Annotated in this window: 25 protein-coding genes; 12 read left to right on the forward strand and 13 right to left on the reverse strand. The window is 71.8% G+C overall.

The window, feature by feature from the left end; all coding sequences use genetic code 11:
* Window positions 1–8: 8 nt before the first annotated feature.
* Window positions 9–671, reverse strand: coding sequence for a TetR/AcrR family transcriptional regulator (locus ACIRU3_RS08130; RefSeq protein ID WP_404053002.1), 663 nt, complete (start codon window positions 669–671; stop codon window positions 9–11).
* 142 nt (window positions 672–813) lie between these two features.
* On the opposite strand from ACIRU3_RS08130, the gene ACIRU3_RS08135 reads away from it, so the two are divergent.
* Complete coding sequence (locus ACIRU3_RS08135; RefSeq protein ID WP_404053005.1) at window positions 814–1,860, forward strand: LacI family DNA-binding transcriptional regulator; 1,047 nt, start codon at window positions 814–816, stop codon at window positions 1,858–1,860.
* A gap of 150 nt (window positions 1,861–2,010) precedes the next feature.
* Window positions 2,011–3,447 carry an aldehyde dehydrogenase family protein gene (locus tag ACIRU3_RS08140; protein WP_404053217.1) on the forward strand — a complete coding sequence of 479 codons (1,437 nt, stop codon included), beginning with the start codon at window positions 2,011–2,013 and terminating at the stop codon, window positions 3,445–3,447.
* Window positions 3,448–3,540: 93 nt separating this feature from the next.
* Here ACIRU3_RS08140 and trxA read toward each other — a convergent pair whose 3' ends face one another.
* Window positions 3,541–3,915, reverse strand: a complete 375-nt coding sequence (trxA, locus tag ACIRU3_RS08145; RefSeq protein WP_404053008.1) for a thioredoxin — start codon at window positions 3,913–3,915, stop codon at window positions 3,541–3,543.
* A gap of 154 nt (window positions 3,916–4,069) precedes the next feature.
* Here trxA and ACIRU3_RS08150 point away from each other — a divergent pair, with 154 nt between their 5' ends.
* Window positions 4,070–5,500, forward strand: a complete 1,431-nt coding sequence (locus ACIRU3_RS08150) for a dihydrolipoyl dehydrogenase family protein (protein WP_404053011.1) — start codon at window positions 4,070–4,072, stop codon at window positions 5,498–5,500.
* 9 nt (window positions 5,501–5,509) lie between these two features.
* Here the strand turns inward: ACIRU3_RS08150 and ACIRU3_RS08155 are convergent, their stop codons facing one another.
* Window positions 5,510–6,154: a peptide deformylase gene (locus ACIRU3_RS08155; protein WP_404053014.1), complete on the reverse strand. Its 645-nt coding sequence runs from the start codon at window positions 6,152–6,154 to the stop codon at window positions 5,510–5,512.
* Between the two features lie 268 nt (window positions 6,155–6,422).
* Between ACIRU3_RS08155 and ACIRU3_RS08160 the strand changes: the two genes are divergently transcribed.
* Together ACIRU3_RS08160 and ACIRU3_RS08165 are read left to right on the forward strand one after the other, a co-directional pair.
* Entirely contained in the window at window positions 6,423–6,854 is a 432-nt protein-coding gene (locus ACIRU3_RS08160; protein ID WP_404053017.1) for a BlaI/MecI/CopY family transcriptional regulator, read from the forward strand.
* 6 nt (window positions 6,855–6,860) lie between these two features.
* A complete protein-coding gene (locus tag ACIRU3_RS08165) occupies window positions 6,861–8,003 on the forward strand; it encodes a M56 family metallopeptidase (RefSeq protein ID WP_404053020.1) in 1,143 nt (380 codons plus the stop codon).
* A gap of 68 nt (window positions 8,004–8,071) precedes the next feature.
* Here the strand turns inward: ACIRU3_RS08165 and ACIRU3_RS08170 are convergent, their stop codons facing one another.
* Window positions 8,072–8,611 carry a hypothetical protein gene (locus tag ACIRU3_RS08170; protein WP_404053023.1) on the reverse strand — a complete coding sequence of 180 codons (540 nt, stop codon included), beginning with the start codon at window positions 8,609–8,611 and terminating at the stop codon, window positions 8,072–8,074.
* 571 nt (window positions 8,612–9,182) lie between these two features.
* On the opposite strand from ACIRU3_RS08170, the gene ACIRU3_RS08175 reads away from it, so the two are divergent.
* Entirely contained in the window at window positions 9,183–9,449 is a 267-nt protein-coding gene (locus ACIRU3_RS08175; protein ID WP_404053026.1) for a hypothetical protein, read from the forward strand.
* A 363-nt stretch (window positions 9,450–9,812) separates the two neighbouring features.
* Here ACIRU3_RS08175 and ACIRU3_RS08180 read toward each other — a convergent pair whose 3' ends face one another.
* Entirely contained in the window at window positions 9,813–10,160 is a 348-nt protein-coding gene (locus tag ACIRU3_RS08180; protein WP_404053220.1) for a tetratricopeptide repeat protein, read from the reverse strand.
* A gap of 62 nt (window positions 10,161–10,222) precedes the next feature.
* Window positions 10,223–10,702: a MarR family winged helix-turn-helix transcriptional regulator gene (locus ACIRU3_RS08185; RefSeq protein WP_404053029.1), complete on the reverse strand. Its 480-nt coding sequence runs from the start codon at window positions 10,700–10,702 to the stop codon at window positions 10,223–10,225.
* 261 nt (window positions 10,703–10,963) lie between these two features.
* Between ACIRU3_RS08185 and ACIRU3_RS08190 the strand changes: the two genes are divergently transcribed.
* Window positions 10,964–11,170, forward strand: coding sequence for a hypothetical protein (locus ACIRU3_RS08190; protein ID WP_404053032.1), 207 nt, complete (start codon window positions 10,964–10,966; stop codon window positions 11,168–11,170).
* Window positions 11,171–11,607: 437 nt separating this feature from the next.
* Here ACIRU3_RS08190 and ACIRU3_RS08195 read toward each other — a convergent pair whose 3' ends face one another.
* From ACIRU3_RS08195 to ACIRU3_RS08205, 3 genes are all read right to left on the reverse strand, one after another.
* The gene (locus ACIRU3_RS08195; RefSeq protein ID WP_404053035.1) at window positions 11,608–12,819 is read right to left on the reverse strand and encodes a bifunctional class I SAM-dependent methyltransferase/NUDIX hydrolase; all 1,212 of its coding nucleotides are present in this window, start codon (window positions 12,817–12,819) and stop codon (window positions 11,608–11,610) included.
* 142 nt (window positions 12,820–12,961) lie between these two features.
* Window positions 12,962–14,950 carry an ABC transporter ATP-binding protein gene (locus ACIRU3_RS08200; RefSeq protein ID WP_404053038.1) on the reverse strand — a complete coding sequence of 663 codons (1,989 nt, stop codon included), beginning with the start codon at window positions 14,948–14,950 and terminating at the stop codon, window positions 12,962–12,964.
* Window positions 14,947–15,417 carry an NUDIX domain-containing protein gene (locus ACIRU3_RS08205; protein WP_404053040.1) on the reverse strand — a complete coding sequence of 157 codons (471 nt, stop codon included), beginning with the start codon at window positions 15,415–15,417 and terminating at the stop codon, window positions 14,947–14,949. The genes ACIRU3_RS08200 and ACIRU3_RS08205 overlap by 4 nt, the downstream gene beginning before the upstream one ends.
* Window positions 15,418–16,246: 829 nt before the next feature.
* On the opposite strand from ACIRU3_RS08205, the gene ACIRU3_RS08210 reads away from it, so the two are divergent.
* Complete coding sequence (locus ACIRU3_RS08210; protein ID WP_404053043.1) at window positions 16,247–17,215, forward strand: amidohydrolase family protein; 969 nt, start codon at window positions 16,247–16,249, stop codon at window positions 17,213–17,215.
* 71 nt (window positions 17,216–17,286) lie between these two features.
* Here the strand turns inward: ACIRU3_RS08210 and sigJ are convergent, their stop codons facing one another.
* Window positions 17,287–18,210, reverse strand: coding sequence for an RNA polymerase sigma factor SigJ (gene sigJ, locus ACIRU3_RS08215; RefSeq protein ID WP_404053046.1), 924 nt, complete (start codon window positions 18,208–18,210; stop codon window positions 17,287–17,289).
* A 143-nt stretch (window positions 18,211–18,353) separates the two neighbouring features.
* Here sigJ and ACIRU3_RS08220 point away from each other — a divergent pair, with 143 nt between their 5' ends.
* Window positions 18,354–18,872, forward strand: a complete 519-nt coding sequence (locus tag ACIRU3_RS08220) for a nuclear transport factor 2 family protein (protein WP_404053049.1) — start codon at window positions 18,354–18,356, stop codon at window positions 18,870–18,872.
* Window positions 18,872–19,501, forward strand: a complete 630-nt coding sequence (locus ACIRU3_RS08225) for an LUD domain-containing protein (RefSeq protein WP_404053051.1) — start codon at window positions 18,872–18,874, stop codon at window positions 19,499–19,501. The genes ACIRU3_RS08220 and ACIRU3_RS08225 overlap by 1 nt, the downstream gene beginning before the upstream one ends.
* 40 nt (window positions 19,502–19,541) lie before the next feature.
* Here the strand turns inward: ACIRU3_RS08225 and ACIRU3_RS08230 are convergent, their stop codons facing one another.
* The 3 genes from ACIRU3_RS08230 to ACIRU3_RS08240 form a co-directional block, all read right to left on the reverse strand.
* Window positions 19,542–20,150 (reverse strand): hypothetical protein, encoded by a 609-nt coding sequence (locus tag ACIRU3_RS08230; protein ID WP_404053054.1) that lies wholly within the window; start codon window positions 20,148–20,150, stop codon window positions 19,542–19,544.
* A gap of 117 nt (window positions 20,151–20,267) precedes the next feature.
* Window positions 20,268–22,703 (reverse strand): SpoIIE family protein phosphatase, encoded by a 2,436-nt coding sequence (locus tag ACIRU3_RS08235; protein WP_404053057.1) that lies wholly within the window; start codon window positions 22,701–22,703, stop codon window positions 20,268–20,270.
* Between the two features lie 267 nt (window positions 22,704–22,970).
* Entirely contained in the window at window positions 22,971–23,123 is a 153-nt protein-coding gene (locus ACIRU3_RS08240) for a hypothetical protein (RefSeq protein WP_404053060.1), read from the reverse strand.
* Between the two features lie 130 nt (window positions 23,124–23,253).
* On the opposite strand from ACIRU3_RS08240, the gene ACIRU3_RS08245 reads away from it, so the two are divergent.
* A complete protein-coding gene (locus ACIRU3_RS08245; protein ID WP_404053062.1) occupies window positions 23,254–24,147 on the forward strand; it encodes a GNAT family N-acetyltransferase in 894 nt (297 codons plus the stop codon).
* Window positions 24,148–24,601: 454 nt separating this feature from the next.
* On the forward strand, window positions 24,602–24,874 hold the full coding sequence (locus tag ACIRU3_RS08250) for a hypothetical protein (protein ID WP_404053065.1): 273 nt from the start codon (window positions 24,602–24,604) through the stop codon (window positions 24,872–24,874).
* Window positions 24,875–24,883: the final 9 nt, after the last annotated feature.

The following is a 24,883-nucleotide window of genomic DNA, read 5'->3' on the forward strand; positions in this document are numbered from 1 at the left end:
AGAGAGGGTCAGTCGGGTACGGCCGTGCGCTCGATGCCGTTGATCAGCGCCTGGAAGCCCCAGGACAGCCGGACTTCGGGGGCGCCCGACAGCAGGTCGCCGCCGGCGGCGACGATGTGCGGGTGGGTGTCCGCGGACGCCTCGCGCAAGGCGCGGTCCAGCGCCTGCCAGTCGCCCGGCGACTCCTCGCCGGCGTGCTCGGCGGCGGTCGCCGTGGCGTGCTGCAGCAACAGGTCCACGCCCCAGGCCGCCCGCTCGCGCGGCACCCCGCCCTCGTCGAGCAGGGCGAGCAGCGTCTCGATGAGGTTCAGGTAGTGCGGGCCGCTCGGCCGGGCGGTCAGCGCGGAGCGGGCGAGGCTCGGATGCTCCAGGAGCATCCGCGTGCAGGCGCCGAGCACCCGTTCGAGCCGCTCCCGCCAGGTGCCTTCGGCCGGAGCCGGTCCGACCGTGCCGAGCAGTTCGTCCAGAACGGCCGCATGCAGATCGTCGGTGCTGCGGACGTAGACGTACAGCGAGGCGGGACCCGTGTCGAACTCCTGCGCCAGCCGCCGCATGGTCACCTTGCGCAGCCCTTCGGCGCGCAGGATCGCCACCGCGGCGGCGACGATGCCCTCGCGGGTGAGGGCGGCCTTGGCGGGACGTTCGCGACGGGAGCGCGGGGATGCTGTCATGCGCCAAGGGTAACGAACATGTTCGTCACGAACAAGTTCGGAGCGAACGTGTTCGTAGGACTTCGCTCGGGAGGTCGACCGCTTTCGTTCAATCGCGAATGACCTTCCCCCGCCGTCCTTCCCCCTCCGCGCCTCTGCCAGGATGCGCTCTGTCATGGTGCAGATACCGAACACGCCCTCGTCCGCTGCGCCCGCACCGCACTCCGTTCCCACGAGTGCCGATGTGGCCCGGCTGGCCGGCGTCTCGCGCGCAACCGTCTCCTACGTCCTCAACAACACCAGCGCCGTGCGGATCAGTGAGCCGACGCGCCGCCGCGTCCACGACGCCGCGCGCGAACTGGGGTACGTACCCCACGCGGCCGCCCGCAGCCTGCGCGCCGGACACAGCCGCATGGTGCTGATGCCCGCCCCGACGTTCCCGGTGGGCCCCCTCTACAGCCGCTTCCTGAGCGAACTCCAGTCGGCCCTCGGCCGCCTCGACTACACGGTCGTGCAGTACGGCACCGTCGGGCTGCAGGGCGACGAAGCCGCCCGGGCCTGGGCCGAGTTGCGTCCCGTCGCCGTCCTGGTGCCCGGTGCGGGGCTCGGCCCGCAGGGTGTCGCCGTCCTCAAGCGCTCCGGTGCCCGGGCCGTGGTGACCCTCGGCCCCGAACGTGTCGACGGCGCGCACGCCCTGGTGATGGACCACGACGCCGTCGGCCACTGCGCCGGCGTCCATCTGTATGCCGCCGGCCGGCGCCGGATCGGAGTGATAGTCCCCGAGGAGCCGGGCCTGGAAGCGTTCTCCCGGCCCCGGCTCGCCGGTGTGCGCCAGGCCCTGCGGGGCACGGACGCGACCGTGACCGCGCTGCCGCTCGCGTACACGGAGCGGGGAGCCGCCGAGCTCGCCGCCCGGTGGCCCGGCTCCGGCGTGGACGCGGTGTTCGCCTACAACGACGAGTACGCGATGCTGCTGATGCGCGCCCTGCAGGACGAGGGTGTGCGCATCCCCGAGGACGTCGCTGTCGTGGGCGCCGACGACCTGATGCTCGGCCGGCTGCTGCGTCCCCGGCTCAGCACCGTCCACATCGAGCTGCCCTCCGGACGGGACCTCGCGGAACTGGTCGACCGTGCGGTGCGCGACCCCGGAGGCGAGCCCGAGGTGCGCAAGGTGCTGGGCGCATCGCTCGTCCGGCGCGACTCCAGCTGACCCGGCTCCCGGTGGTGGTTAGGGTTCCGGAAGGGCATGACCGCGATGCAGTTTCGCGCTCAACGAAATAGGTGGGGGCCTCGTCCCGTGTCCCCGGACGAGGCCCGCACCCCCGCGCCGAACCGCCCGGCCGTCGATCGGAGAGCCGACATGCCGCTGCTCGACCCGAAGTCCTGGCAGACCCGTACCGTGGCGGGCCCCGCGTACAGCGTCACCGAGCCGGCCACCGGCGACGCCCTCGGCGCACTCACCCTCGCCGCACCCGAGGACGTCGCCCCGGCGGCTCGGGACGCCCGCACCGCCCAGCGGGCGTGGGCCCGCGCCCCGCACCTCGTACGGGCCCAAGTGCTGCGCAGGGCGGGGGACTTGTTCACCGAGCACGCGGACGAACTGCGCACCTGGCTGGTCCGGGAGTCCGGGTCCGTCCCCGGCAAGGCGGACTTCGAACTTCATGTCGCCGCCCAGGAGTGCTACGAGGCCGCGGCCCTTGCCTCCCGCCCCGCCGGACAGGTGCTGCCCAGCGAGGTGCCCAGGCTGTCGTACACCCGCCGGGTTCCCGTCGGCGTGGTGGGCGTGATCGCACCGTTCAACGCCCCGCTGATCCTCTCCGTCCGCTCCCTGGCCCCGGCCCTCGCGCTGGGCAACGCGGTGGTGCTGAAGCCGGATCCGCGCACCGCGGTCTGCGGCGGCCTGGCCCTGGCCGCCGTCCTCGCCGAGGCGGGCCTGCCGGAGAACCTGCTGCATGTGCTGCCCGGCGGCGCCGACGTCGGGCAGGCGCTGGTCGCGGACCCGCTCGTACCCGTCGTCTCCTTCACCGGATCCACCGCGGCGGGCCGTGCCGTCGGCGAGAGCGCCGGCCGCCACCTCAAGCGCGCCCACCTCGAACTGGGCGGGAACTCGGCCCTGATCGTGCTGGAGGACGCCGACCTGGAGGCGGTGATCTCCACGGCGGCCTGGGGATCCTTCTTCCACCAGGGCCAGATCTGCATGACGACCGGCCGCCATCTGGTCCACGTCTCCCTGTACGACGAATACGTCGAACGGCTCGCCGCCAGGGCCGACTCGCTCGCCGTCGGCGACCCGCACCGCGACCGGGTGCACCTCGGCCCGGTCATCGACGCGGGCCAACTCGCCAAGATCCACGGCCTGGTGGAGACGAGTGTCGCCCGCGGCGCGAAACTCGCCGCGGGCGGCACCCATGACCGTCTTTTCTACCGGCCGACCGTGCTGGCGGGCGTGGACGACCACACTCCGGCCTACACCGAGGAGGTGTTCGGCCCGATCGCCCCGGTCCGCTCCTTCGGCACCGCCGCCGAGGCGGCCGCGCTCGCGGCGGACGGCCCCTACGGCCTGTCCCTCGGCATCGTCACCCGGGACCCGGCACGCGGCCTGGCGCTCGCCGAACGCATCCCGACCGGCATCGTCCACATCAACGACCAGACCGTGAACGACGAGGCGGTGGCCCCCTTCGGCGGCGTCGCCGCGTCCGGCACCGGCGCCCGCTTCGGCGGCGAGGCCAACCTGGAGGCCTTCACCGAGCTGCGCTGGACCACCGTACGCGCCGACGTGCCGCCGTACCCCTTCTGACGTGCCGCCGCACTCGCACTGCTCCTGACGTGCCGCCGTACTTCTCCTGACGCGGCGCCCCACCCCTCCCGCGGTCCTTCCGCCCCTCGGGGGCTACTCGCCCTGTGCCTGCTCGGCGGCGATGCTCTTGCGGACCTCGTCCATGTCCAGCTTCCGGGCCTGCCCGATGACGTCCGTCAGCGCGGCCTCGGGCAGGGCACCCGGCTGGGCGAAGATCGCGACCTGGTCGCGGACGATCATCAGCGTCGGGATCGACTGGATACCGAAGGCCTGGGCCAGCTCGGGCTGGGCCTCGGTGTCCACCTTGCCGAACACCAGGTCCGGGTTCTCCTCGGCGGCCTTCTCGTACACGGGCGCGAACTGACGGCACGGACCGCACCAGGACGCCCAGAAGTCGATGAGAACGAACTCGTTCTCGGTGACCGTCTGGTCGAAGTTCTCCTTGGTCAGCTCCACGGTGCTGCTCATGGCGTGATTCCCTCTTCCTGGTGTGGGGGTTGTGCCGTCGGCGGAAACACGGCATACCGCCCGCCTATTCCATATCTGTTCCGTGCGCGCACGGTCGTACGTCCGCGCGCGCACCCGTGTGGCCCCCGCGCCAACCACCCACCAGACTGACCCCATGACGGAATCGGAATCCATCGCGTACGACGTCGTGGTGCTCGGGGCCGGACCCGTGGGGGAGAACGTCGCCGACCGCACCCGTGCGGCCGGCCTGACCACCGCGGTCGTGGAGAGCGAGCTGGTCGGCGGCGAGTGCTCCTACTGGGCCTGCATGCCCAGCAAGGCTCTGCTCAGGCCGGTCATCACCCAGGCGGACGCCCGCCGGCTGCCCGGTCTGAGCCAGGACGTGCAGGGCCCCCTCGACACCCCCGCCGTCCTGGCCCGCCGGGACTACTTCACCTCGAACTGGCAGGACGACGGCCAGGTCCGCTGGCTGGACGGCATCGGCGCCGACCTGTACCGCGGCCACGGCCGCCTCGCCGGCCCCCGGACGGTCACCGTCACCGCCCCCGACGGCACCGTGACGACGCTCACCGCCACCCACGCCGTGGCCGTCAGCACCGGCACCCGCGCCCAGCTGCCCGACCTGCCCGGTCTGGCCGAGGTCAAGCCCTGGACCAGCCGCGAGGCCACCAGCGGCAAAGCGGCCCCAGGACGGCTGATCGTCGTCGGCGGCGGTGTCGTCGCCACCGAGATGGCCACCGCCTGGCAGGCCCTCGGCTCGCGGGTCATCCTGCTGGTCCGCGGCAAGGGCCTGCTCAACCGCATGGAGCCGTTCGCCGGGGAACTGGTCGCCGAGGCGCTCACCGAGGCCGGCGTCGACGTCCGCACCGGCACCGCCCTGGAGTCCGTCACCCGCGAGAACGGCACCGTCGTGGCCGTCACCGGCACCGGCGAGCGCCTCGAGGCCGACGAGATCCTCTTCGCCACCGGACGCGTCCCGCACACCGACGACATCGGCCTCGACACCGTCGGCCTGGCACCGGGCTCCTGGCTGGACGTCGACGACAGCCTCCGCGTCACCGGCACCGACTGGCTGTACGCGGTCGGTGACGTCAACCACCGCGCCCTCCTCACCCACCAGGGCAAGTACCAGGCACGCGTCGCCGGCGCTGCCATCGCCGCCCGCGCCGCGGGCAATCCCCTCCTGGACGAGCCCTGGGGCGCGCACGCCGCCACCGCCGACCACCACGCCGTACCCCAGGTCGTCTTCACCGACCCCGAGGCCGCCGCCGTGGGCCTCTCCCTCGCCGAGGCGGAACAGGCCGGCCACCGTGTCCGCGCCGTCGACGTCGAGTTCTCCTCCGTCGCCGGGGCCGGCCTCTACGGCGACGGCTACAAGGGCCGCGCCCGCATGGTGGTCGACCTGGAGCAGGAGATCCTGCGCGGCGTCACCTTCGTCGGCCCCGGCGTCGGCGAACTGATCCACTCCGCGACCGTCGCCGTGGCGGGCCGTGTCCCGGTCAGCCGGCTGTGGCACGCGGTGCCGTCATATCCGACGATCAGTGAGGTGTGGCTGCGGCTGCTTGAGGCGTACCGCGACAACTGACGGGTCCGCTCAGGGCAGTTCGAACCCCAGCGCCTCGGCGGCCGCCCCCGCCGTCGGCTGCGCCCACCGCTGTGCCACCGCCTCGTTGGTGGACAGGGAGCGCAGCTCGGCGCGGTCGAGGTAGAGGGTGCCGTCGAGGTGGTCCGTCTCGTGCTGGACGATACGGGCCGGCCAGCCCGTGAACACCTCGTCCAGCGTGCGGCCGTGCTCGTCCTGGCCGCGCAGCCGCACCTCGGCGTGCCGGGACACGACCGCCTGCCAGCCGGGCACGCTCAGGCAGCCCTCGAAGAACGCGGCCCGGGCGGTGCCGACGGGTTCGTAGGAAGGGTTGACCAGGACGCGGAACGGCTGGGGCACCCGGCCCCGGACCAGTGCCACCTCCTCGGGTACCGGCGCCGGATCCTCGATCACCGCGATCCGCAGCGGGACGCCGACCTGCGGGGCGGCGAGGCCCACGCCGGGGGCCGCGCGCATGGTGGCGCGCAGGGCCGCCACGAACCGGGCCAGCAGACCGGGGTCGAGCTGACCGTCGTACGGCTCGGTGCCGCGCCGCAGTACCGGGTCGCCGGCCGCGACGATGGGCAAGGGGCCGTCGGCCGCCAGGAGTTCCTCGACCCGCACGGTCAAAGACGCGCGATCACTGGGAGGTGCCATCGCGTCAGGATGCCATGCCCCCCCTGCCCCTCCCCGTGACGCAGGTCACCAACACCCCCGGGGAACCCGGCGCCTTCGCGCTCCGACCACTGGACCGCCGTCGCTTCCGCCCCGAGACCCGGAGAAGCCCGCCGCACCGGCGTGGACGCCGCACGTACGGGAGCACGGCCGGCGTGAAGTAGCGTGGTCCGACACGCCGGTTCCGGGCGGCGAGTGAGCCGAGGGGGCGCGTCGGAGCGAACAGGGCGAGAAAAGGGAGCGACGGGACATGGTGCGGGACGGCGGCCGGGCCCGGCGGCGCGGCCAGGGCGAACTGGAGGGCCAGGTCCTCGGCGCGCTGCGCGAGGCGGACGGACCGGTCACCGCCGCCTGGGTGCAGGAGCGCCTCGGCAGCGACCTCGCCTACACCACCGTCGTCACCATCCTCACCCGGCTGCTCGCCAAGGACGTCGTCGCCCGCGAACGGCAGGGCCGCTCCTTCCTGTGGACGCCCACCGCCGACGTGGCCCGGCTCGCCGCCCTGCGCATGCGCCGTCTGCTCGACGGCGAACGGGACCGCGAGGCCGTCCTGGCGAGCTTCGTCACCGCCCTGCCGCCCGGCGACGAACAGGTCCTGCGGGCGCTGCTGGACGCCGCCGAACCGGGCTCGGTGAACAACGGGAACACCTGCCGCACCGGCGACGGCGATACGGAAGACTGACCGCCCATGGGGGTCTTCGTCTTCCTGCCGCTGGTGCTTCCGCTGTCCGCCTGGCCGGTCGCGCGGCTCGCCGAAGTGCACCTGCACCCGCGCACCGCCACCCGGCTGCTGACGGCGTTCGCCGTGGTCATGGTCGTGTGCAGCACGCTCTGTCTGGCCCTGCTGATGGTCGTGGGCACCGCCCAGCTGCCCGGCAACCCGCTCCCGGACGGCTGGTCCGACCCCGAGGTGCGGGCGGCCGTCCCGCAGGACGAGGTCGCCGGCCGCGCCGCCGTCCCCGCCCTCTGCGTGGTCGCCGCCGCCTGCGCCCGCACTCTGTGGCGCCACCGCCGGGTCACCAGCCGGGCCCGCCGGGCTCTGGGGCCTGTCGGCACCACCCCGCAGACCCCACGGCGTCCGGCACGCCGGTTCGCCGCGCTGCCGAACCGCCCACACGGCTCTTCCCCCACGCCCGACTCCGCTCGCGCGGGGGGACCCTCGTCCAGGTCGTGGGGGCGCCTTGCGACCGCACGCACCGGCGGCCACGGGTCCCGTCCGTCGGGCGGGCGACCGGAACGCGATGCCGGGCCCCGTGCCGCACAGCCCGGCCCGGCGGTGGCCGTCCTGCCCGACCGCACACCCTATGCCTACGCCCTGCCCGGCGGCCGGGGCCGGATCGTCGTCACCACCGGGCTGCTGTCCGGGCTCGCCCCCGCCGAACGGCGCGCCCTGTTCGCCCATGAACGCGCCCACCTCGTAGCCCGCCACCACCGTCATCTGCTCGCCGTCCATCTGGCCGCCCGGGCCAACCCCTTCCTGCGCCCGCTGCGCACGGCCGTCGTGTACACGGCCGAGCGCTGGGCGGACGAGGAGGCGGCCCACGCGGTCGGCGACCGGCGTACGGTCGCCCGCGCGATCGGCAAGGCGGCGCTGCTGTCCCGTGGCACCCCGGCGCCCACGCTCGCCGCGCTCGCCTCGACCGGTCCCGTACCGCGCCGGGTGGCCGCCCTGTTGGCCCCCGCCCCGGTGGCCCGCACCTGGCCGTCGGCCTTCACCTCCGTCGGCCTCGCCGTCTGGTGCGCGGCCGCGGGCGCCCTGGTGTCGGCGATGTCCTCGGCGAACTCGGCCGTCACCCTGTTCCGGATTCTGCGCGCGGCGACCCCACTGTGACCCGGGGCCGGTGATCAGGCCGTCGCCATAGGGCACTGGTCCAGCGCGCGGCCCGTCACCCCTGTCGGTCAGGGGGCGGCGCCTGTCGAGCCGGCCTCCGACAGCGCCTGCTCGGACGCCGTGATACCCGTCGCGTGACGGCTGGACCAGGCCGGGGCTGCCGTTGCGGTCAGGGCGAGGAAGGGGACGGCGAAGCCGGCTCGCGTGCCGCCCGGACCGTCGACGAGTCGGCCGACCGCGGCGGCAGAGACGGCGATGCCCGCCGCGCTCGCGGAGTTCGTCCAGGTGAAGGCCTGGGTCAGCACCGACCGGTCCATGACCGACTCGACAAGCGTCGAGGAGACGATGACGCACGGAGCGACGCCCGCACCGGGGAGCAGGAGGGCCGGGCCGAGCTGCCAGGGGGCGTCGGCCAGGAGCGGCACCAGCGATGCGCAGGCCAGAAGGATCAGGATCACGGGCAGTTGGGTCTCGGGTGGGGTGTGCCCGCGGTGTCGTCCGTAGGCCAGACCGGCCGACAGGCTTGCCGCGCTCATCAGTCCGTACAGGAACCCGGCTGCCGCGGCGGCGTGGTGAACGGCGGCGAAGGCGCTCACCGAGACCTGCATCGAGCCGAAGAAGACGCCCAGGGCCAGATTGACCGCCAGTAGGGTGGCGAATCCGGGTCAGCAGAGTTCCCGGGCCCCGGGCGGCCCCGCGCTCCGGGGCGGGCGTTGCGGCGGGCACCGGGGCAGGGGCCGTACGACGCAGCGCCGCGAAGGCCAGTCCGGCGCCGACGACGAGCGCCCCCGCCGGCACCGTACCCGCGGCCGGGTGCAACTGGGTTGCCGTCAGCACCGCGAGGGCGGGACCGAGGAGGAAGGCGACATCGTTGCTGATCGTTTCGAGTGCGAAGGCCGGGGTGAGTTCGGCCCTGCCGTGCAGCAGGGCCGACCAGCGGGCCGCGGAGAGCGCACCGAACTGCGGAACGGTTGCCCCGGAGGCGAGACCGGCCGCCATCAGCGGCACCGCGGGCGCTCCCGTCACCGGCCGTATCCGCCGGCTGAAGGCAACGCAGGCGCGCCGTCACCAGCTCGCCGCCGGGCATCTGTCACCGCTGCCCGACCAGGTCGAGGCCCATCTGAAGCACCTGCCCCACTGGGGATTCACGCCCCGGTGGGTGGATCTGCAACGCGACCTGTGGATCCTCGTGTTCGCCACCCACCCGGACCGCGCGATCACACACTGTTTCACGACCAAGCCGAGACCCTGGCCGACTCCGCACTGCGGCAGCTGTTCCTCGACTACGACCACGCGCACGACCTGAGCGCCGACGATCCCCGCATCCACGACCTCGCCCGCCGGATCGCCGAGGCGACCCGGGAGCGCTACGGTCCCCATGCACTGCCCGAGCTGGATGCAGCCTCCGAGATTCCCGCCCTCATCGAGAGCACGGTCAACGCCTAGTCCCCGGCATGGCAGCGACTCGACACGCTCATTCGCGCACAACTGCGGGCGTGACTCAATGCGTGCGGACGCACGGCCCCGCTGCGCGCGGAGATCAGTCAGCGTGCGCCGCAAACCACCGGGCGATCGGTGTTCGGTGCGGCACTGGACTGTCTGCCGTGCAGCAGTCGCGGACGGTTGGCCCTCCGGTTCCGTTCACCGGGGTCCTGCCCCGGCCACGCATGGAGACGACGACCGGGGCGGTCCTGTGCACAAAGAGGGCAGCTACTCAGTTACCGGGTGGCACCGGGACGGTCCGTCCGCAGGGTTGAGACGCGACAAGGGCCCGGTCCCGCCGGGGTACCGGGCCCTGCTCATGCTGATTCAGGCCTTCGGGAAGTCACCCGCGAGCGCGGCGGCGATCCGCAGATGCTGTTCCGCTTCCTCGTGCAGCGCCTGCCGCTCGAGCGTGCGGCCCAGCATCAGCCGGGCGTAGTGCTCCACCGGGTCACGCTCCACGATGAGCCTCAACTCGGCCTCCGCGCGGCGCAGTTGGGCCGAGTGGTAGTAGGCGCGGGCCAGCAGCATCCGGGGGCCGGTCTGCTCGGGAACCTCCGCGACCAGTCCGGCCAGTACCCGCGCCGCGCCCGCGTAGTCCTGGGCGTCGAAGAACAGCTGCGCGCGCTCCCAGCGCTCGGCGGGGGTTCCCTGGTCGTAGTACGTGATCTCCACTTGCGTCTCCACTCGTGACCTCCTTCGGCAGCCACAACGGAACGGGATAGTTCAATATTCCACTACTGTGGCGGCGGGCCGGACGCGGAAGGGTCGAGGGGTGCGTCGAGCAGCGCCGTGAGGTCGCGGGTCAGCTCCCCGGTCCGGGTGCTGTCCGGACCACCGAGCGGCTCCAGCAGCTGGGCCAGCAGTCCCTGAACGATGCCGATCGCCCGGCGGGTGGTCTCGCGGCCCTCGTCGGTGAGTGCGAGCTGCACCGCGCGCGGGTCGCGCGGGTCCTTGGCGCGCTCCAGGAGCCCGGCGGACTCCAGGCTCCGGGCGAGTTTGGAGACGTACAGCGGTTCCAGCCCGGTGTGGTCGGCGAGGCGCCGCTGGCTCGGCCGCTCGCCCGCGCGCTGCATGCCGTACAGCGAGGCCACCAGTGAGTACTGGGCGTGGGTGAGGCCGAGAGGGGCCACCGCCCGGTCGACGGCGACCCGCCACTTCATCGACAGCCGCCACACCAGGAAACCGGGGGTGGCGCCTTCGGATGCCTTGCTCATGCCGGATACTGTACATGGCTACTATGGCGGGGTCGCCAGGGGCCCGCGGGTGCGGCCCGGCGGGCTCAGCGGTGTGGCCGGCAGCGCGGCTGATGCCGATTGTCGTTCCTGCGGCAGTGATGCAGTGATGCAGCGACCGTCCGCCGACTTGAAGTCGCTGGTCAAAGGGCTGGTGTATCCGGTGCTCGGGCAGTGACGTTCGGTGCCGCGCGATGTCGGCCCCTCACGGGAGGGCGGGTTCATGCCTGGCACCATGAGCGTATGTCCGAGGAGTCGAAAGGTGCGCCGTGCACCGGCCCCGAACACGTCGCCGAAGCCGGGCGAAGGGCCCAGCAGTTCGCACTGCGCCACGCCCGGCACCCGAAACTCCCCGCAATCACGGCCGCCTTCGAGGCCGTACCCACGGCCTCAGACGGCGCACAGATCACGGCCGTGCTCAGATCGCTGGTACCCGTGTACTGCGCCTGACCCTGCACCGGCTGCCCTGGCCGGGTCGGCACTCGCCAGGTCCGCGGCCGGCCGGAGCGGCTGGACGCGAGGCGCGGCCCTCACGCTGCTCGGCGCGCATGCCGAAGCCCTGCTGTGGATCGCCGTGCGGCCCGGCGCCCTGCAGGAGACCGCGCAGACCCTCAGCGTCCACCCGCAGGTCCGGTTCTGCGCCGCCACCACCGGTCCCGCCAACCTCGCGTCGCTCTCGCCGCAGCCGAACTCGACGCCCCGTACGCCTTGCTCACCGACTCCATCGGCCCCCTGGACGGGAGCACCGCCGTCGACGCCACCCCCCTCCTGGCGACCACCAGACGCACCGGCCTGATCCGCCACTCCAGTCAGCATTCCGGACCCCTGTAGCGGCTTGCCACGCGTCGACCTCCAAGTGTCCGGTGAACGGAGCCCGCCCTCGCGGGTCAAACGGATGCGGCGCCGTCCAGCGCGGTCGCCGAGGGTGCCGTGCGACAGGCGTACGGGGTGAAATGGGCCGGGGTGTGGTCGATGGGCAGATCGGGACGCCAGGCGGTGAGGATCTGGGCGCTGCACACGAACAGACCCTGCGGGAGCTGGTCGAGAGGCCACCAACCCCAGTCGCCGACACTCTCGTCCGGCTGCGTGACCGGCCGGCCCTGCCAGGCGTCGACGATGGCGCCGACGGTGACCCGCACGACGTCACCGACGTGGTCGACGAGCGTGCCCAGGAGCGTGACGTCGTCGGGCCGGGCGATCAGACCGGTCTCCTCGGCGAGTTCTCGGACCACGGTCGTTTCGAGGGATTCCCCGGCCTCCACGGTTCCCCCCGGCAGTTCGAGGGTGCCGCTACGGTGGCGGCCGAGCAGGACGCCCTCGTCGCTCAGGACAATGGCGCCGACACCGATGGCCGCGTGCGGCACAGGCGGCCGCGTGGTGCGCGGGCGGCTGGAGATGCGTGCGGTGCGGTCCGGGAGGCGGCGGGCGCGGATGAGCTGGTGCACGACGGGGTTGTTCTCGTCGGACGGTCGCAGGAGGTCGATGGCCTCGACCCGGAAGCCGTGCTCGGTGAGCAGGTCCTCCCACAGTTGTGGTGCCAGGACCCACATCCGGGTGGGCAGTGGCGGGTCGTCCCGGAGCCTGATCATCTGCTCGCGCGGTGCGACGGTCGTGGACGGACCGCGGTCGTGCAGGTCGGTGTGGAGGAGTGAGAGGACCAGTGGTGCGCCGGGAAGCAGGCCCTCGCGCAGCGCGGGCAGGGAACGGTACGGGTCGGTGAAGGCGAGGCTGCCGATGGCGTACGCGGCGTCGAAAGGGTCGGCGTCGCGGAGGTACTCGATCACCTCGCCGTGCACGAACCGGACACCGGGAGTGCCTGCGTGTGAACCAGTGGCGCGTTGGTGCTGGGTGCGGGACAGCTCGATCGCGGTGACCTGCGCACCGTGGGTACGGGCCAGGTGCACGGCATGGTGGCCGACGCCGGAGCCGATGTCCAGGACGCGTTTGCCGGTGACCTCCCCGAGGATCTCCGCACCGGGACCGACTCCCTGCCACGGACCCCACTCCAGCCGTTCGGGGACGGGTGGCATGTACCCACGATCCAGCTGACGTCGGCCGTAGACGGTCCAGGCTTCGGCGTTGAGGTCCTCGACGGACACGGGAACTCCTGAGAGCAGAGAGGGAAGGGAGGGGAGGGGCGGTAACTGGGCGAATTCGTCGCGGGGTTGGGAGTCAGGGGCCGGTCACGAGGTAGGGCGGACCCTGACCCTGTCGCGCGCGTTCTACGGCATCGAGGGGCGGTCATGCGGGATCCGTGACGGTGGGCGAGGTCGGGTGCGGAATGGGATGTGCGGGGGCGTACTGGGCGGCCTGGGCGTCGAACATCGCGGCGTAGCGGCCCTGTGCGGCCATCAGGTCGTCGTGGATTCCCTGCTCTTCCAGCCGGCCCTGGTGCAGGACGTAGATGCGGTCGGCGTGACGGACGCCGGACATGCGGTGGGTGACCAGCACGACGGCCCTGCCGGGGGCGGCGAGCCGGCGGATGCGGTCGAAGGCGGCGATCTCGGCCTCCGGATCGAGCGCGGAGGTGGGCTCGTCCACGATGAGGACGCTGTCCGCCGTGGATGTGGAGCTGCGCCAGTGGGTGCGGGCAAGGCCGACCTTCTGCCATTCCCCACCCGACAGTTCGCTGGCTCCGCGGAACATCCGGGCCAGCAGGCTCTGCAGGCCGGCCGGGAGTTTCGCGATGACCGGACCGGCGCCCGCGTGGTCGACGGACGGCTGCAGGTCCTCGGGTGTGGCCTCGTGGGCGGGCCGGCCGATCCGGATGTTCAACGCGGCTGTCACAGGCCAGCGTTGAAAGTCCTGGGTGAGCAGCGCGACGCGGTCGAAGACCTGGGCGCGGTCCAAGGAGGCCACCTCGGCGTCGCCCCACAGCACAGTCCCGCTCTGCGGCAGCAGCAGACCCGACAGGACCTTCATCAGGGTGCTCTTGCCGGAGCCGTTCTCGCCGACCACGGCGGTGACCGAACCCATGGGCAGGGCGAGCGACACCCCGTCCAGAGCAGGCGCCTCGCGGTCGGGATAGCAGTAGGTGACCCGGTCGAGGACCACCTGTTCGACCTGCGCCGGAACGGGATCGCCCCCGCCGGGGATGGCACGTGTGGTGGCCTCGTCCAGGAAGCGGGAGTGATCGCGGAGATAGAGGGATTCCTCGTGCAGCTGGTTCACGTTCATCACCAGCGCGCCCAGGCTCGCCGAGCCGGAGCGGACGGCGATGACCGCGGTGCCGGCCACGGCCAGGCTCATGTGCCCGCTCATGATCAGCCAGAACATCGTCGCGTACGTGGCGGCCATGGCCAGTCCGGACATCGCGGCGGCGACCCACTCGGTGACGGCCTTGCCGGACGCCAGCCTCTCCTGCTCGGCCTCGGCACTCTCGGCCATCCGCTGGTAGCGGCTGAGCAGGAACGGCCCGACGGCATGGATGCGTACCTCCTGGGCGGCGGTGCGCTCGGTCAGCAGATTGCCGATGAGGCGACTGGCCCGAACGTGCTCGACCCAGCTCATCACCGACACATAGCGCTCCTGCGCCACCCGCATCGCGCCCCAGCCGCGCGGCGCCGCGATCAGGATCAGCATCGGCAGGAGAGCCGGGTGCAGGACGGTGAGCACTCCGGCCGTGGCGATCAACGAGATGGTGCCGTTCAGCGCGGCCACGCAGGCACCGATCATGCGGCGGGCGGATCCGGCACCGTACTGGGCGACGTCGATCAACCGGCGGAAATCCGGGTCTTCGATGGCCTCCAGCTCCACCGAGGCTGCGGCGGCCAGGTACTGGGTGGTGGCGATCCGCTCGACCAGAGGCTCCAGGCCCCCCGCCCGCGAGGTGGACCATCCGGCCAGGCCCGAGTTGACCACCGCGATCCCGGCGGCGGCAAGCAAGCCGGGCAGCACCGCGTGCAACCGCTCCACCGGCGTGCCCGAGCCGAGCAAGGCATGCATGACGGCGTTGACGGCGAGCAGTCCGACGGCAGCGGCGAAACCCTGCCCGACCTCACTGATCGCGACGGCGGACAACGCGCGTCGGTCAGCGGTCCATGCCATCCGCAAGGTCGCACCGACCAGCGCCGGCATGGAGCGCAGGGCGGACATCATGGTCAAGTCGAGTCGTGCACGCTCGTGTTCGGACCAGCCCATGTCGTAGCGCAGCGGACCGCCGAACAACTCCCGCTCCGCGTCGGAGACCTTCGGCTCGGCCATGCGTACCCGTCCCAGGAACCTCTTCACCGGGTGCCTCCCTGTGCCGGCCAGTTCAGCGCCCGATAGGAGGGCCCCTGGATGAGCATGTCGAAGATGGCGACGGTGTAGGGGTGACAGTCCGGCGGCGGCTTCTCCATCGACACCCAGAACAGCCCCTCGTGCTTGTCGGGCTCACGATTGTGCGGTTCGCCCGTCCAGGACTGCGCCACGAACACGGCGGTGACCCGGTCCTCCCCGAGAGGCTCGTGGTGGTGCACGAGTCCGCAGAACTCCTGTTGCGCGGGCGCGATATGGACTCCGGTCCCCTCGGACGCCTCCCGCCGTGCCGCACGGTCCAGCGACTCGCCGGCCTTCAGATGGCCTCCGACGACGGTGAGCCGGCGGCCCGGCGCGAGGGAGGCGGCGGGCCTCCTGCGCAGGCACAGGGCGAACCCACTGGAGCGAAGCAGGACCTGGGCAACATCCGCAGGCACCCGCCGGCGGTCCTCGCTCATCCCCGCCCCCCTTGTGTCAGGTGCTCAACAGCGCGTCGGCCGTGTGCTGTCACACGGACGTCCCCATGCCGGGCCCCGTGGGCGAGGGCGCCGGCGGCATCGGCCGCCGCGAGGCGGAGGAGGGCTTCCTCCCCCGACTTCACCCAGCGCACGACCGGGTGAGGCATTGCCTTGGTCTCACTCATGCCAGGCACCGCGGATCCGGTCGTGATGCGCTGCCACGGCCGCTGTCGTGACCGTCAATCCGGCGCATCGAGCACTCCGAAAGACCAGGCGAATTTTCGAACACGGGGTGAACGGGCTCAGGGCGGGGTGAGGGATGCATGGCTGCTCCAGAGGGTGTGATGCGGACAGGTGATCGGGTAACGGGGGGTCTGTCGTCCCCGTCACGGGTCTGCGGGGGCGAAATCTAGAACGTGATTTCGCATCGCTGATGCAGTCCCGGCGGGATGCCGCTCCTGCGATGTGATGCTGCGTTCGAATCACTCCTGTGGGTTTGAGTACTTCTTTCGGGGGATTGCGCGGATGTATGGAGGGGCGGTCCCGGCCGCGCTCCCGTGCACGACGACCAGGACTGTCGGCACCGAGCGTGTTCGCCGGCGCCGGCGCCGGGGGCCGGGACGGGGGCGGGGGTGGCGGCGAAGTGGCGGCCGTCGAGCGTGCGCAGCCCGAGGCCGCGGTGCGCCCCGGCGTGGGCGAGCGACTCGGCCCGGCGGCCGACCGCGCTCAGGACGCCGGTTCGCGCCGGATGTAATCTGCCGGGGCCTGTCGCTCCCGGACGGAATGCGAGGGCGCGCAACCGTTGAGAGTGTCACAGCTGGGAGGTCGGGTGGCGGGCGAGAACATGTCGGCGACGGATGCGATCGCAGGCCAAGGCGTATCGCAGCACGGGACGGTCCGGACCCCCGAGGAGGAGCGGCTTGCGGGCGAGCGGGCCGAAGTGGCCGCGTTCCGTCGTGCCCTCGGGCTGGACCACCTCGTCGACGTGCACACGCATTTCATGCCGCAGCAGGTGCTCGACAAGGTGTGGAACTACTTCGACACGGCCGGGCCTCTCCTCGGACAGCGTTCCTGGCCGATCACGTACCGGGATGAAGAGGAACAACGCCTGGACACACTGCGGGGCTTCGGCGTCCGTGCGTTCACATCCATGCTGTACCCGCACAAACCCGGCATGGCGCGGTGGCTCAACGACTGGGCTGCCGGCTTTGCCGCCCGAACGCCGGACTGCCTGCACACGGCGACTTTCTTCGCCGAGGCGAGCGCGGCCGAGGACGTACGCCGCGCCGTGGAACAGGGCGCGCGAGTGTTCAAGAGCCATCTGCAGGTGGGCGGGTACGACCCCAACGACCCGCTCCTCGACAACGTCTGGGGGCTGCTCGCCGACACCGGCCTGCCCGTGGTGACGCACTGCGGCTCCGGACCGGCCGCAGGTCCCTACACCGGCCCCGGACCGGTCGCGGCACTGCTCGCCCGGCACCCACGGCTGCGCCTGGTCGTCGCACACCTCGGAATGCCGGAGTACGAGGAGTTCCTCGGCCTGGCCGAGTCCTACGAGAACGTCATGCTCGACACCACCATGAACTTCACGGAGTTCACGGAATCGATCGCCCCGTTCCCGTCACGTGCCCTGCCCCGCCTCGCCGCCCTGCAGGACCGGGTCCTCCTTGGCACCGACTTCCCCAACATCCCGTACACCTACGCCGACGCCCTGCGGGGCCTGGAGAAGACCGGGCTCGGAACCCAGTGGCTGCGCGCGGTCTGTCATGACAACGCGGCACGCCTCTTCGACCTGTGACAGCGGCAGACGGCGAAGGGGCACCTCGGAGCTGACCGTCGGCGCCTCCTTCTTCGCGGGCCGCGACCGCATCAGTCCGCCGTCCAGGGGCGAAGCTTCTCCGGGTTGCGTACTCCCCAGATGTGGGTGATCCGGTCGCCGGCGATCCGGAACGCGAGGCCGGTGACGGTGATGCCGTGCTGCTGGGCGACCAGGCCCGGCCGGCCGTTGACGGTACGCTCCAGCAGCGTCATGTCGGGCGCGATGCGGGCCACGTTGAGATAGGCGTGGGCGATCCGTTCGCGACCAGTGATCGGCTGCAGCGCCGCGCCGACCAGGCCGCCGCCGTCGGCGATCACGGTGGCGTCGGGGTCGAGGACGCCGATGAGGGCGTTGACGTCCTTCGCCTCCCATGCCCGCTTGAAGTCCCGGACGATGCCGGCCTGCGCGGTCGTCGGCTGTGCCGGAGCCTGAGCCGCGCGGATCCGGCGGCGGGCGGAGGTGGCCAGTTGACGGCAGGCCGCAGGTGTACGGCCGACGATCTCGGCCACCTCGGCGAACGAGTAGCGGAAGACGTCGTGGAGGATGAAGGCGACGCGTTGGGCCGGCGTCATGGATTCGAGTACGACGAGGAAGGCCATGTCGACCGACTCGTCGAGGGTGATCCGGTCCGCCGGATCCGCCGTGACCCCGTCGGGCCGCTCCCCGCGTTCGGGAAGCGGCTCGGGGATCCATTCGCCCACGTAGCGCTCCCTCCGGGCTCGGGCGGAGCCGAGCAGATTGAGGCAGATCCGGCCGGCGACCGTCGTCAGCCAGCCGCCGGGTGAGGCGATGGCATCCCGTTGCTGCTGGTCCATGGAGTACCAGCGGGCGTAGGTCTCCTGCACGACGTCCTCGGCGTCGGACAGCGAGCCGAGGAGCCGGTACGCCAGATTGATCAACTGGCGCCGCTCGCTCATGATCGCGCTCAGATCCGGATCGGGCTGACCATGTCCTGTCTCGCCTCGGTCGGTCATGGTGTCACGTACTCCCTTGCCTCTGCTTCGCCACTGTCCTCGTCTCTTGGACAAAACAGCGCACCGGACTGTGACATCCGTTGTGCCGCCTCACATTTCTCACGGCTGCGTTGTCGTACCGGGCAAGGGAACGGAGGAAACTGATGAACGACTTTCAAGCCATCGCCGACCGCGTCGAGATCGAGGCGCTGCGCGGTGAGTTCACGGACGCGGCGATGATGCGTGATCGCGCCCGCCTCGCGTCGCTGTTCACGGCGGACGGCGTGCTGCGGATGCCCAACGTCCCCATCGAGATGAGCGGCCCGGAGGAGATACGCGCCGCGGGTGAGCGACTGCAGGCGGAGTGGGAGTTCTTCGTGCAGAACACGCATCCGGGTGTGATCCGGATCGATGGTGACACCGCGACCGGCCGCGCCTACATGCAGGAGATCGCGCGGATGCGGGACGGCCGCCAGGGCCTCAACTACGCCGTCTACCACGACCGTTACCGGCGTACTCCGGACGGCTGGAGGTTCACCGAGCGGGTCTACGAGGTCAGGTACCTCGACCTCACCCCGCTGACGGGGTCGGCGCCGCGAGCGGAGGGCGCGCCCGGCGACCCGTCGGCCGGGGACGCCCGCGGCCCGCGACCCGGTACACCACACGCACCCCAGGAGGGCTGATGACCATCTCGACTCCGGCGACACTGTTCACCGATCCGGCGCCCGCGCACCGCTTGGAGCGGGCGGCCACCGCGCTGGCGGCGCACAACTTCACCGTCGAGATCCTGGACGACGCCGCCGCCGCGCGTGTCCGGGTCAAGGAGCTGATACCGGAGAACGCCGGCGTGTTCACCGCGGCCAGTGAGACGCTCCGGCTGTCCGGCATCGACGGTGACATCAACGCGAGCGGCCGATGCCGGGCCGTCAAGCCTCGCGTGCTGGCCATGGACCGGGCCACCGAGGCCGACGACATCCGGCGGCTGGTCGCCTGCCCCGACGTCGTCGTGGGCAGCGTCGCCGCGCTCACCGAGACCGGCTCCCTCGTGGTCGCCTCGGCCACCGGGAGCCAGTTGCCCGCGTACGCGGGCGGTGCCGGGCGCGCGATCTGGATCGTCGGGGCGCAGAAGGTGGTGCCCGACCTGGGCACCGCGCTGCGCCGCGTCGAGGAACACGCCCTCCCGCTGGAATCCGCCCGCGCCCAGGTGGCGTACGGGCAGCCCAGCGCCGTCAATCAACTCCTGGTCCTCAACGCGGAAACCCGTCTCGGCCGAGGCGTCGTTCTGCTGCTCCGCGAGGCCATCGGGTTCTGAGCCGGACGCTTGAAGCGGCCCGTCATTCGGCATGCTGAGATCACCGGGGGCCGGGGGCCAGGATCCGGGGGCAGGTGACGGCGCCGTTCTCCGCGCTTCGAGATGCCGGCCGGCCTTCGGCTCCGCACTGCTGGGTGGCCGGCGTCGAGAAGACGCCGCGGATGCGGTGACCATGCTGCGGGCCGTCGCCGAGGGGATCGAGGCGCGAGGCAGCGCCCCGGACGCCTCCTGCAGCCGCCTGTGCGCGGGCGGTGGCAGCAGGACCGGGATCGGCGCGCCCGTCATCCAGTGGGGCTCCCCGCCAGCAGCCGGCCAGGAGCGGCTGCCCGGCCGACACGCGCTCGCCGACCTCGACGCCGACCTGCCGGACGGAGGCGGCAGACTCGGCCTCGACCAGATGGCCGCGCTCGGGGACCACGACGCCGGAGGCCGGCGGGGCGGCCTCGGTAACCGCCTCGGCGTGGGCGAACTCGCCGGCCGCCTCCCAGGCGTCCCGCTCCGCGCGGAACGCCGCGCTCTGCCCGGCCCGGAACTCGGCGATCGACTCGGCGTTCTCGGCGAGGAACCACTGGTACCCGCCGAGTGGGAAGGAGCCACCCCGAGTCGGGGAACTCCGGCTCCGCCGAACGCCCCGACCTCCGCAGTACACGGACGGCAACCGCGGATTCGCCGGCTCCGGCCGGTGCTGCGCGGTGCAGCCGGTCGCGTGCTTCTTCCCGACGCTCGCCGGCGGAACTCGCGCGGGTGCACGCCACGAGGGCGGACCTCAGAAGGGACCGGCGCCCGGCAGATGCTGCTCGGCCCAGATGGTTTTACCCGTGCCGGTGTACCGCGTGCCCCAGCGCTGGGCGACCTGCGCGACGAGGAAGAGACCGCGCCCTCCTTCGTCGGTGCTGTGGGCACGGCGTAGGTGGGGCGAGGTCTTGCTGCCGTCGGACACCTCGCATATGAGGGTCCGTTCGTAGATCAGACGTAGGTTGATGGGTCCTGCGGCATGTGTGATCGCGTTGGTGATCAGTTCGCTCACGATCAGCTCGGTGGTGCCAGCGACCTCTTTCAGTCCCCACTCGGCCAGCTGGCGGGCGGTGTTGTCGCGCGCCTCGTGCACCGCCCGTGGTTCGACGGGCACGTCCCAGGACGCCACGCGGTCGGGGGGCAGGGCGCGGGTCCGGGCGACGAGGAAGGCGACGTCGTCGGGTGGGTGGTCGGGCAGCAGAAGACGGACCATCGTGTCGCAGATCTCTTCCAGCGGCCGGTCGGGATGGGCCAGCGCGAAACCGAGCCGCTCGAAGCCGACATCGACATCGCGGTCGGAAGCCTCGATCAGGCCGTCGGTGTAGAGGGCCACGACGCTGCCCTCCTCCAGCTCGATCTCGGCCGACTCGAAAGGCAGGCCCCCCAGCCCCAGAGGAGGTCCGGCGGGAATGTCGGGGAGTTCCACGGGCTCGCTGAGGTGGGCGATGGCGGGAGTGGGGTGGCCGGCGCGCGCCACATTGAGTTTGCGCGAGATCGGGTCGTAGATGGCGTAGACGCAGGTTGCGCCGACCACCACCGGGCCGTCCTTGACCGCTTCCGCCTCGTCGGCCAGGCGCAGAACGAGGTCGTCGACGTGGGCGAGGAGCTCGCCGGGCGGCAGGTCCATGTCGGTGAGAGTCTGTACGGCCGCGCGTAGCCTGCCCATGCTGGCGGCGGCGTGGATCCCGTGACCCACCACGTCCCCCACGACCAGGGCGACGCGCGCCCCGGGCAGCGGGATGACGTCGAACCAGTCGCCGCCCACGCCGGCTTCGGTGTCGGTCGGCAGGTAGCGGTAGGCGACCTCCACGGCGCAGTGATCCGGCAGTTCGGGCGGAAGCAGGCTGGTCTGGAGGGTCAGGGCCGCGTGGTGTTCGCGGATGAACCGCCGGGCGTTGTCGACGCACACCGCGGCACGGGCGACCAGCTCCTCCACGAGCAGCAGGTCGTCCTCGTCGAACGGGTTGGGGTTCTGCCAGCGCAGCAGCGTGACCGCCCCCATGGTCACGCCCCGTGCCCGGAGCGGCACCACGAGGTGACTGTGCACACCGAGATGGCCGAGCTTCGACAGACGCTGAGGATCACCGGTGAGCCACCACGTCGTCGAGGACAGCACCGGGTCGCAGATCGGTCGGCCCGTGGCCAGGCAGCGCTCCTGCGGAGACTTCGGCGGGTATCTGGTCGGCCGGCCGATGGGGACGATCGCCTCCGGCAGTTCCTCGTCGATCGACAGGTGGGCGGCCCGCTGCAGCGTGTCGCCGGCGACCGGTACGGGAGTGGGATCTTTTGCCGCGAGAACGCTCTGGAAGAGGTCGATCGCGACGAAGTCGGCGAGCTGCGGTACCAGGACCTCGGCCAGCTCCTGCACCGTGCGGTCGAGGTCCAGGGTGGTGCCTATGCGCTGCGCCGCCTCGTTGACCAGGACGAGTCGCTCGCGTGCCCGGTCCTGGGCGGTGAAGTCCACGGCGGTGTGGCACACCCCGAGCGTCTTGCCTTTGACATCCCGCAACGGGAACGACGAGCGCAGCCGGAGGCGGCCCTGGGAATTCCGGCGGGACATGCTGTGCGGGAGGGACACATGCTCCACGGCAGGCGTGGCCCGCCCCGACAGCAGTGCCTGCCGCGCCTGCCAGTCCACGGCGGACGGTACCGGCCGCACTCCGGCGGTCGCGGCCGTGAGATCGGCCTCGTGGTGGGGCTGCAGGCCCTCCATGGCGGCCAGCACCCGATTCGTCCACTGCAACTGCAGCTCACTGTCGAGAACGGCGATGCCGATCGGGGACTCCTCCAGGAGGCCGCGCACCACTGCCTGGTCGAGCTCCCACCGGTGCGAGTCCTTGGCATCACAGGCCACGACGAGCCACGCGGAGCCCTTCTCCGCGCGCAGCGGACAGGCCCGCAGGGCCAGCCTGACCGAGTGGCCCGCCCGGTGACGCGCGGTGATCAGGCCCTCCCAGCTCTCCCCGGTCTTCTCGGCCGCGGACAGCAGGGACGCCAGCGGGCCCTGGCTGGTGAAGACGGCGCCCGAAGGTTGCCCCAGCACACCGGGCGCCGGATAACCGAGAAGGGTTTCCGCCTCCTGGTTCCAGTAGCGGATCAGGCCGTCCTCGTCCACGAGGACGACAGCAGCAGACGTGATGCCGAACGGATCCTCGTGGTGCTCGTTGGCCATATCCCTGAGACCCATGGTGCCGGCCCATCCGTGGGCGTCCTTCCTGGCACCACGGTCTCACACAGCCTGCGGCGTGTCTTCGGGGTCGCAGCCGGGCGTGCGTCCGCGTCGGGACCAGTGCCACGGCATCGCCGAGGCGGCCGGCCGATCCGGCCCATCGCCACGGTCACGCCGACGGCCGGGACGTCGCCGAGACCGCGGACGCCGCGCCCACCGGCTTGGCTGCCGCTTCCGACCCTCGTGGCCTCCCGCATACGGCCCGGCGACCGGCCGGGCCGGTCCTCAGGCGGTGCCGGCGTCGCGCCCGGGCGCTTCCAGAATCGGGCCGGTCCGGCCGCCCCGGCCCGGCCGGTAGTCACGTGCCGGGGAGCCGGAGGGACGGTCGCCCGCCGGCTCGGGTGCCTCCAGGTCCTTTGTCGCTAAGTCACTGGCCACGCTGATCAGTGCTGGATGCATCGGAGAGTACGGCCACCTCCGACCACCTCGCCCTGAGGGCCGGCCACGCCAGGTCACCGGATCCAGTGCTGGGCTTTCCCCGACTCGAGTGCATCCGGGATCATGAAGCATGCTCCCGGACGACTGGCAACTCACTCACGACATCCACGACTTCCTCGCCCGAGCCGAGGACTTCCTGCACTCGCGCCCCGCCCTGCACAACACGCCGCTGACCGACATCGAGAAACTGCGAACATCCGGGGCGGACGCACACGGTGCCGAAGCCGGCGTCTTCGGCTGGCTGGAGTCAGGCGGCGAGATCCGCGCCGTCTTCTATCGGACTCCGCGCAGCCGTCTGGGCCTGACCCCCCTGTCTGCCGAGCAGGCCGACACCCTCGCCGCTCACCTGGCCGGCCTCGGCCACTCACCTGCCCACGTCATCGCCGACCATGACACCGCGACCGCTTTCGCCGAAGCATGGCAGCGGCACACGGGCGCAGCGTCGGTACCTTTCTGGCGGACGCATCTCTACCGTCTCGGCACAGTCACGCCACCGCAGCCGCGCCCAGAAGGTCAGGGCCGCATCGCGGGCGGGGAGGACCATGAACGTGTCGTGCGCTGGTGCCGCGAGTTCTGCGTCGATGTCGGGGAGCAGTCCTCCATCGACCTGATCGACGCCGGCTCCTGGGCCCACTCGCGTTTCGGCGACAGACACTTTACGTTCTGGGAGACCCCGGACGGCACCCCCGTCTCCATGGCAGCCGTGACCTCGATGGTCGGCGGCATGATCCGGGTGGACCCGGTCTACACCCCGGCCCACCTCCGGGGACGCGGATACGCAGGCGCCGTGACGGTCGAGGCGAGCCGTGCCGCGCTGGCCACCGGTGCGACAGACGTCGTCCTGTTCACCGACCCGAACAACCCCACCAGCAACGCCCTCTACCAGCGCATCGGATACGTCCACATCGCCGACTTCACCGGGTACAGGTTCGCCTACGACGCACCGGAAGCCGGTCAGGCATGAGCACGCCTGCATCCGCTGTCCGATGCTGAAGCTCAACCCGAAGATGCTTCCCCGGCTCGACGAACTGGACAGCCGCTGCGCATGCCGATCGCGCATCCGGTCCCGTTCCTCGGACGAGCGGCGGAAGACGTCGGCGCCACCGTCGTAGGGGTCGTGGATGCGCTGTCGCTTCGCCGGCTGCTGAGGTAGTCGGTCCAGTTGCACTTGACGAAGTTCGTCCAGTCCGTCGCGTTGTCGATGCTGGTCCCTGTGGGGCCGGCGAGGATTGAGGCGGAACAGGTTCCCACCGAGCTTCATCCGGACCGTCGTCTCCTGAACGGCGGGGGGAGAACCGAGAGATCTCTCCGGCTCGGCGGATGGCGTCTCCCGACAAGGAACGCTCGGCCCGGTCAACCGCCCGAACCCCAGCCGCGTCTTCCCCCGCGACCGCCCCACAGGCACAGGAGAACAGACCGTGACCAAGACTGACGCTGAGCAGAGCGGCGAGCGGGGCTACGCCCCCGGGCCCTGGTGGGCGGATCTCGGGACGGGGGGAGCCGTCGCACTGATCGTCTTCGGGGGGCTCGCGGCAGCGTGGGTCTTCTTCCGGCTGCCGGGCGCCCCTCAGGAGGTGACGGCCGGCTACTACCAGGTCGCCAAGGTCGTCTCCATCGGCCTGGTGATCGTGGGAAGCACCTTGCTGGGCCGCCTTCGCACCCGGGCCGCCGCCACCGAGGAAACGAACTAGGGCCTGTGT

This window comes from Streptomyces sp. NPDC101151 (assembly GCF_044768335.1).
Classification (GTDB): domain Bacteria; phylum Actinomycetota; class Actinomycetes; order Streptomycetales; family Streptomycetaceae; genus Streptomyces.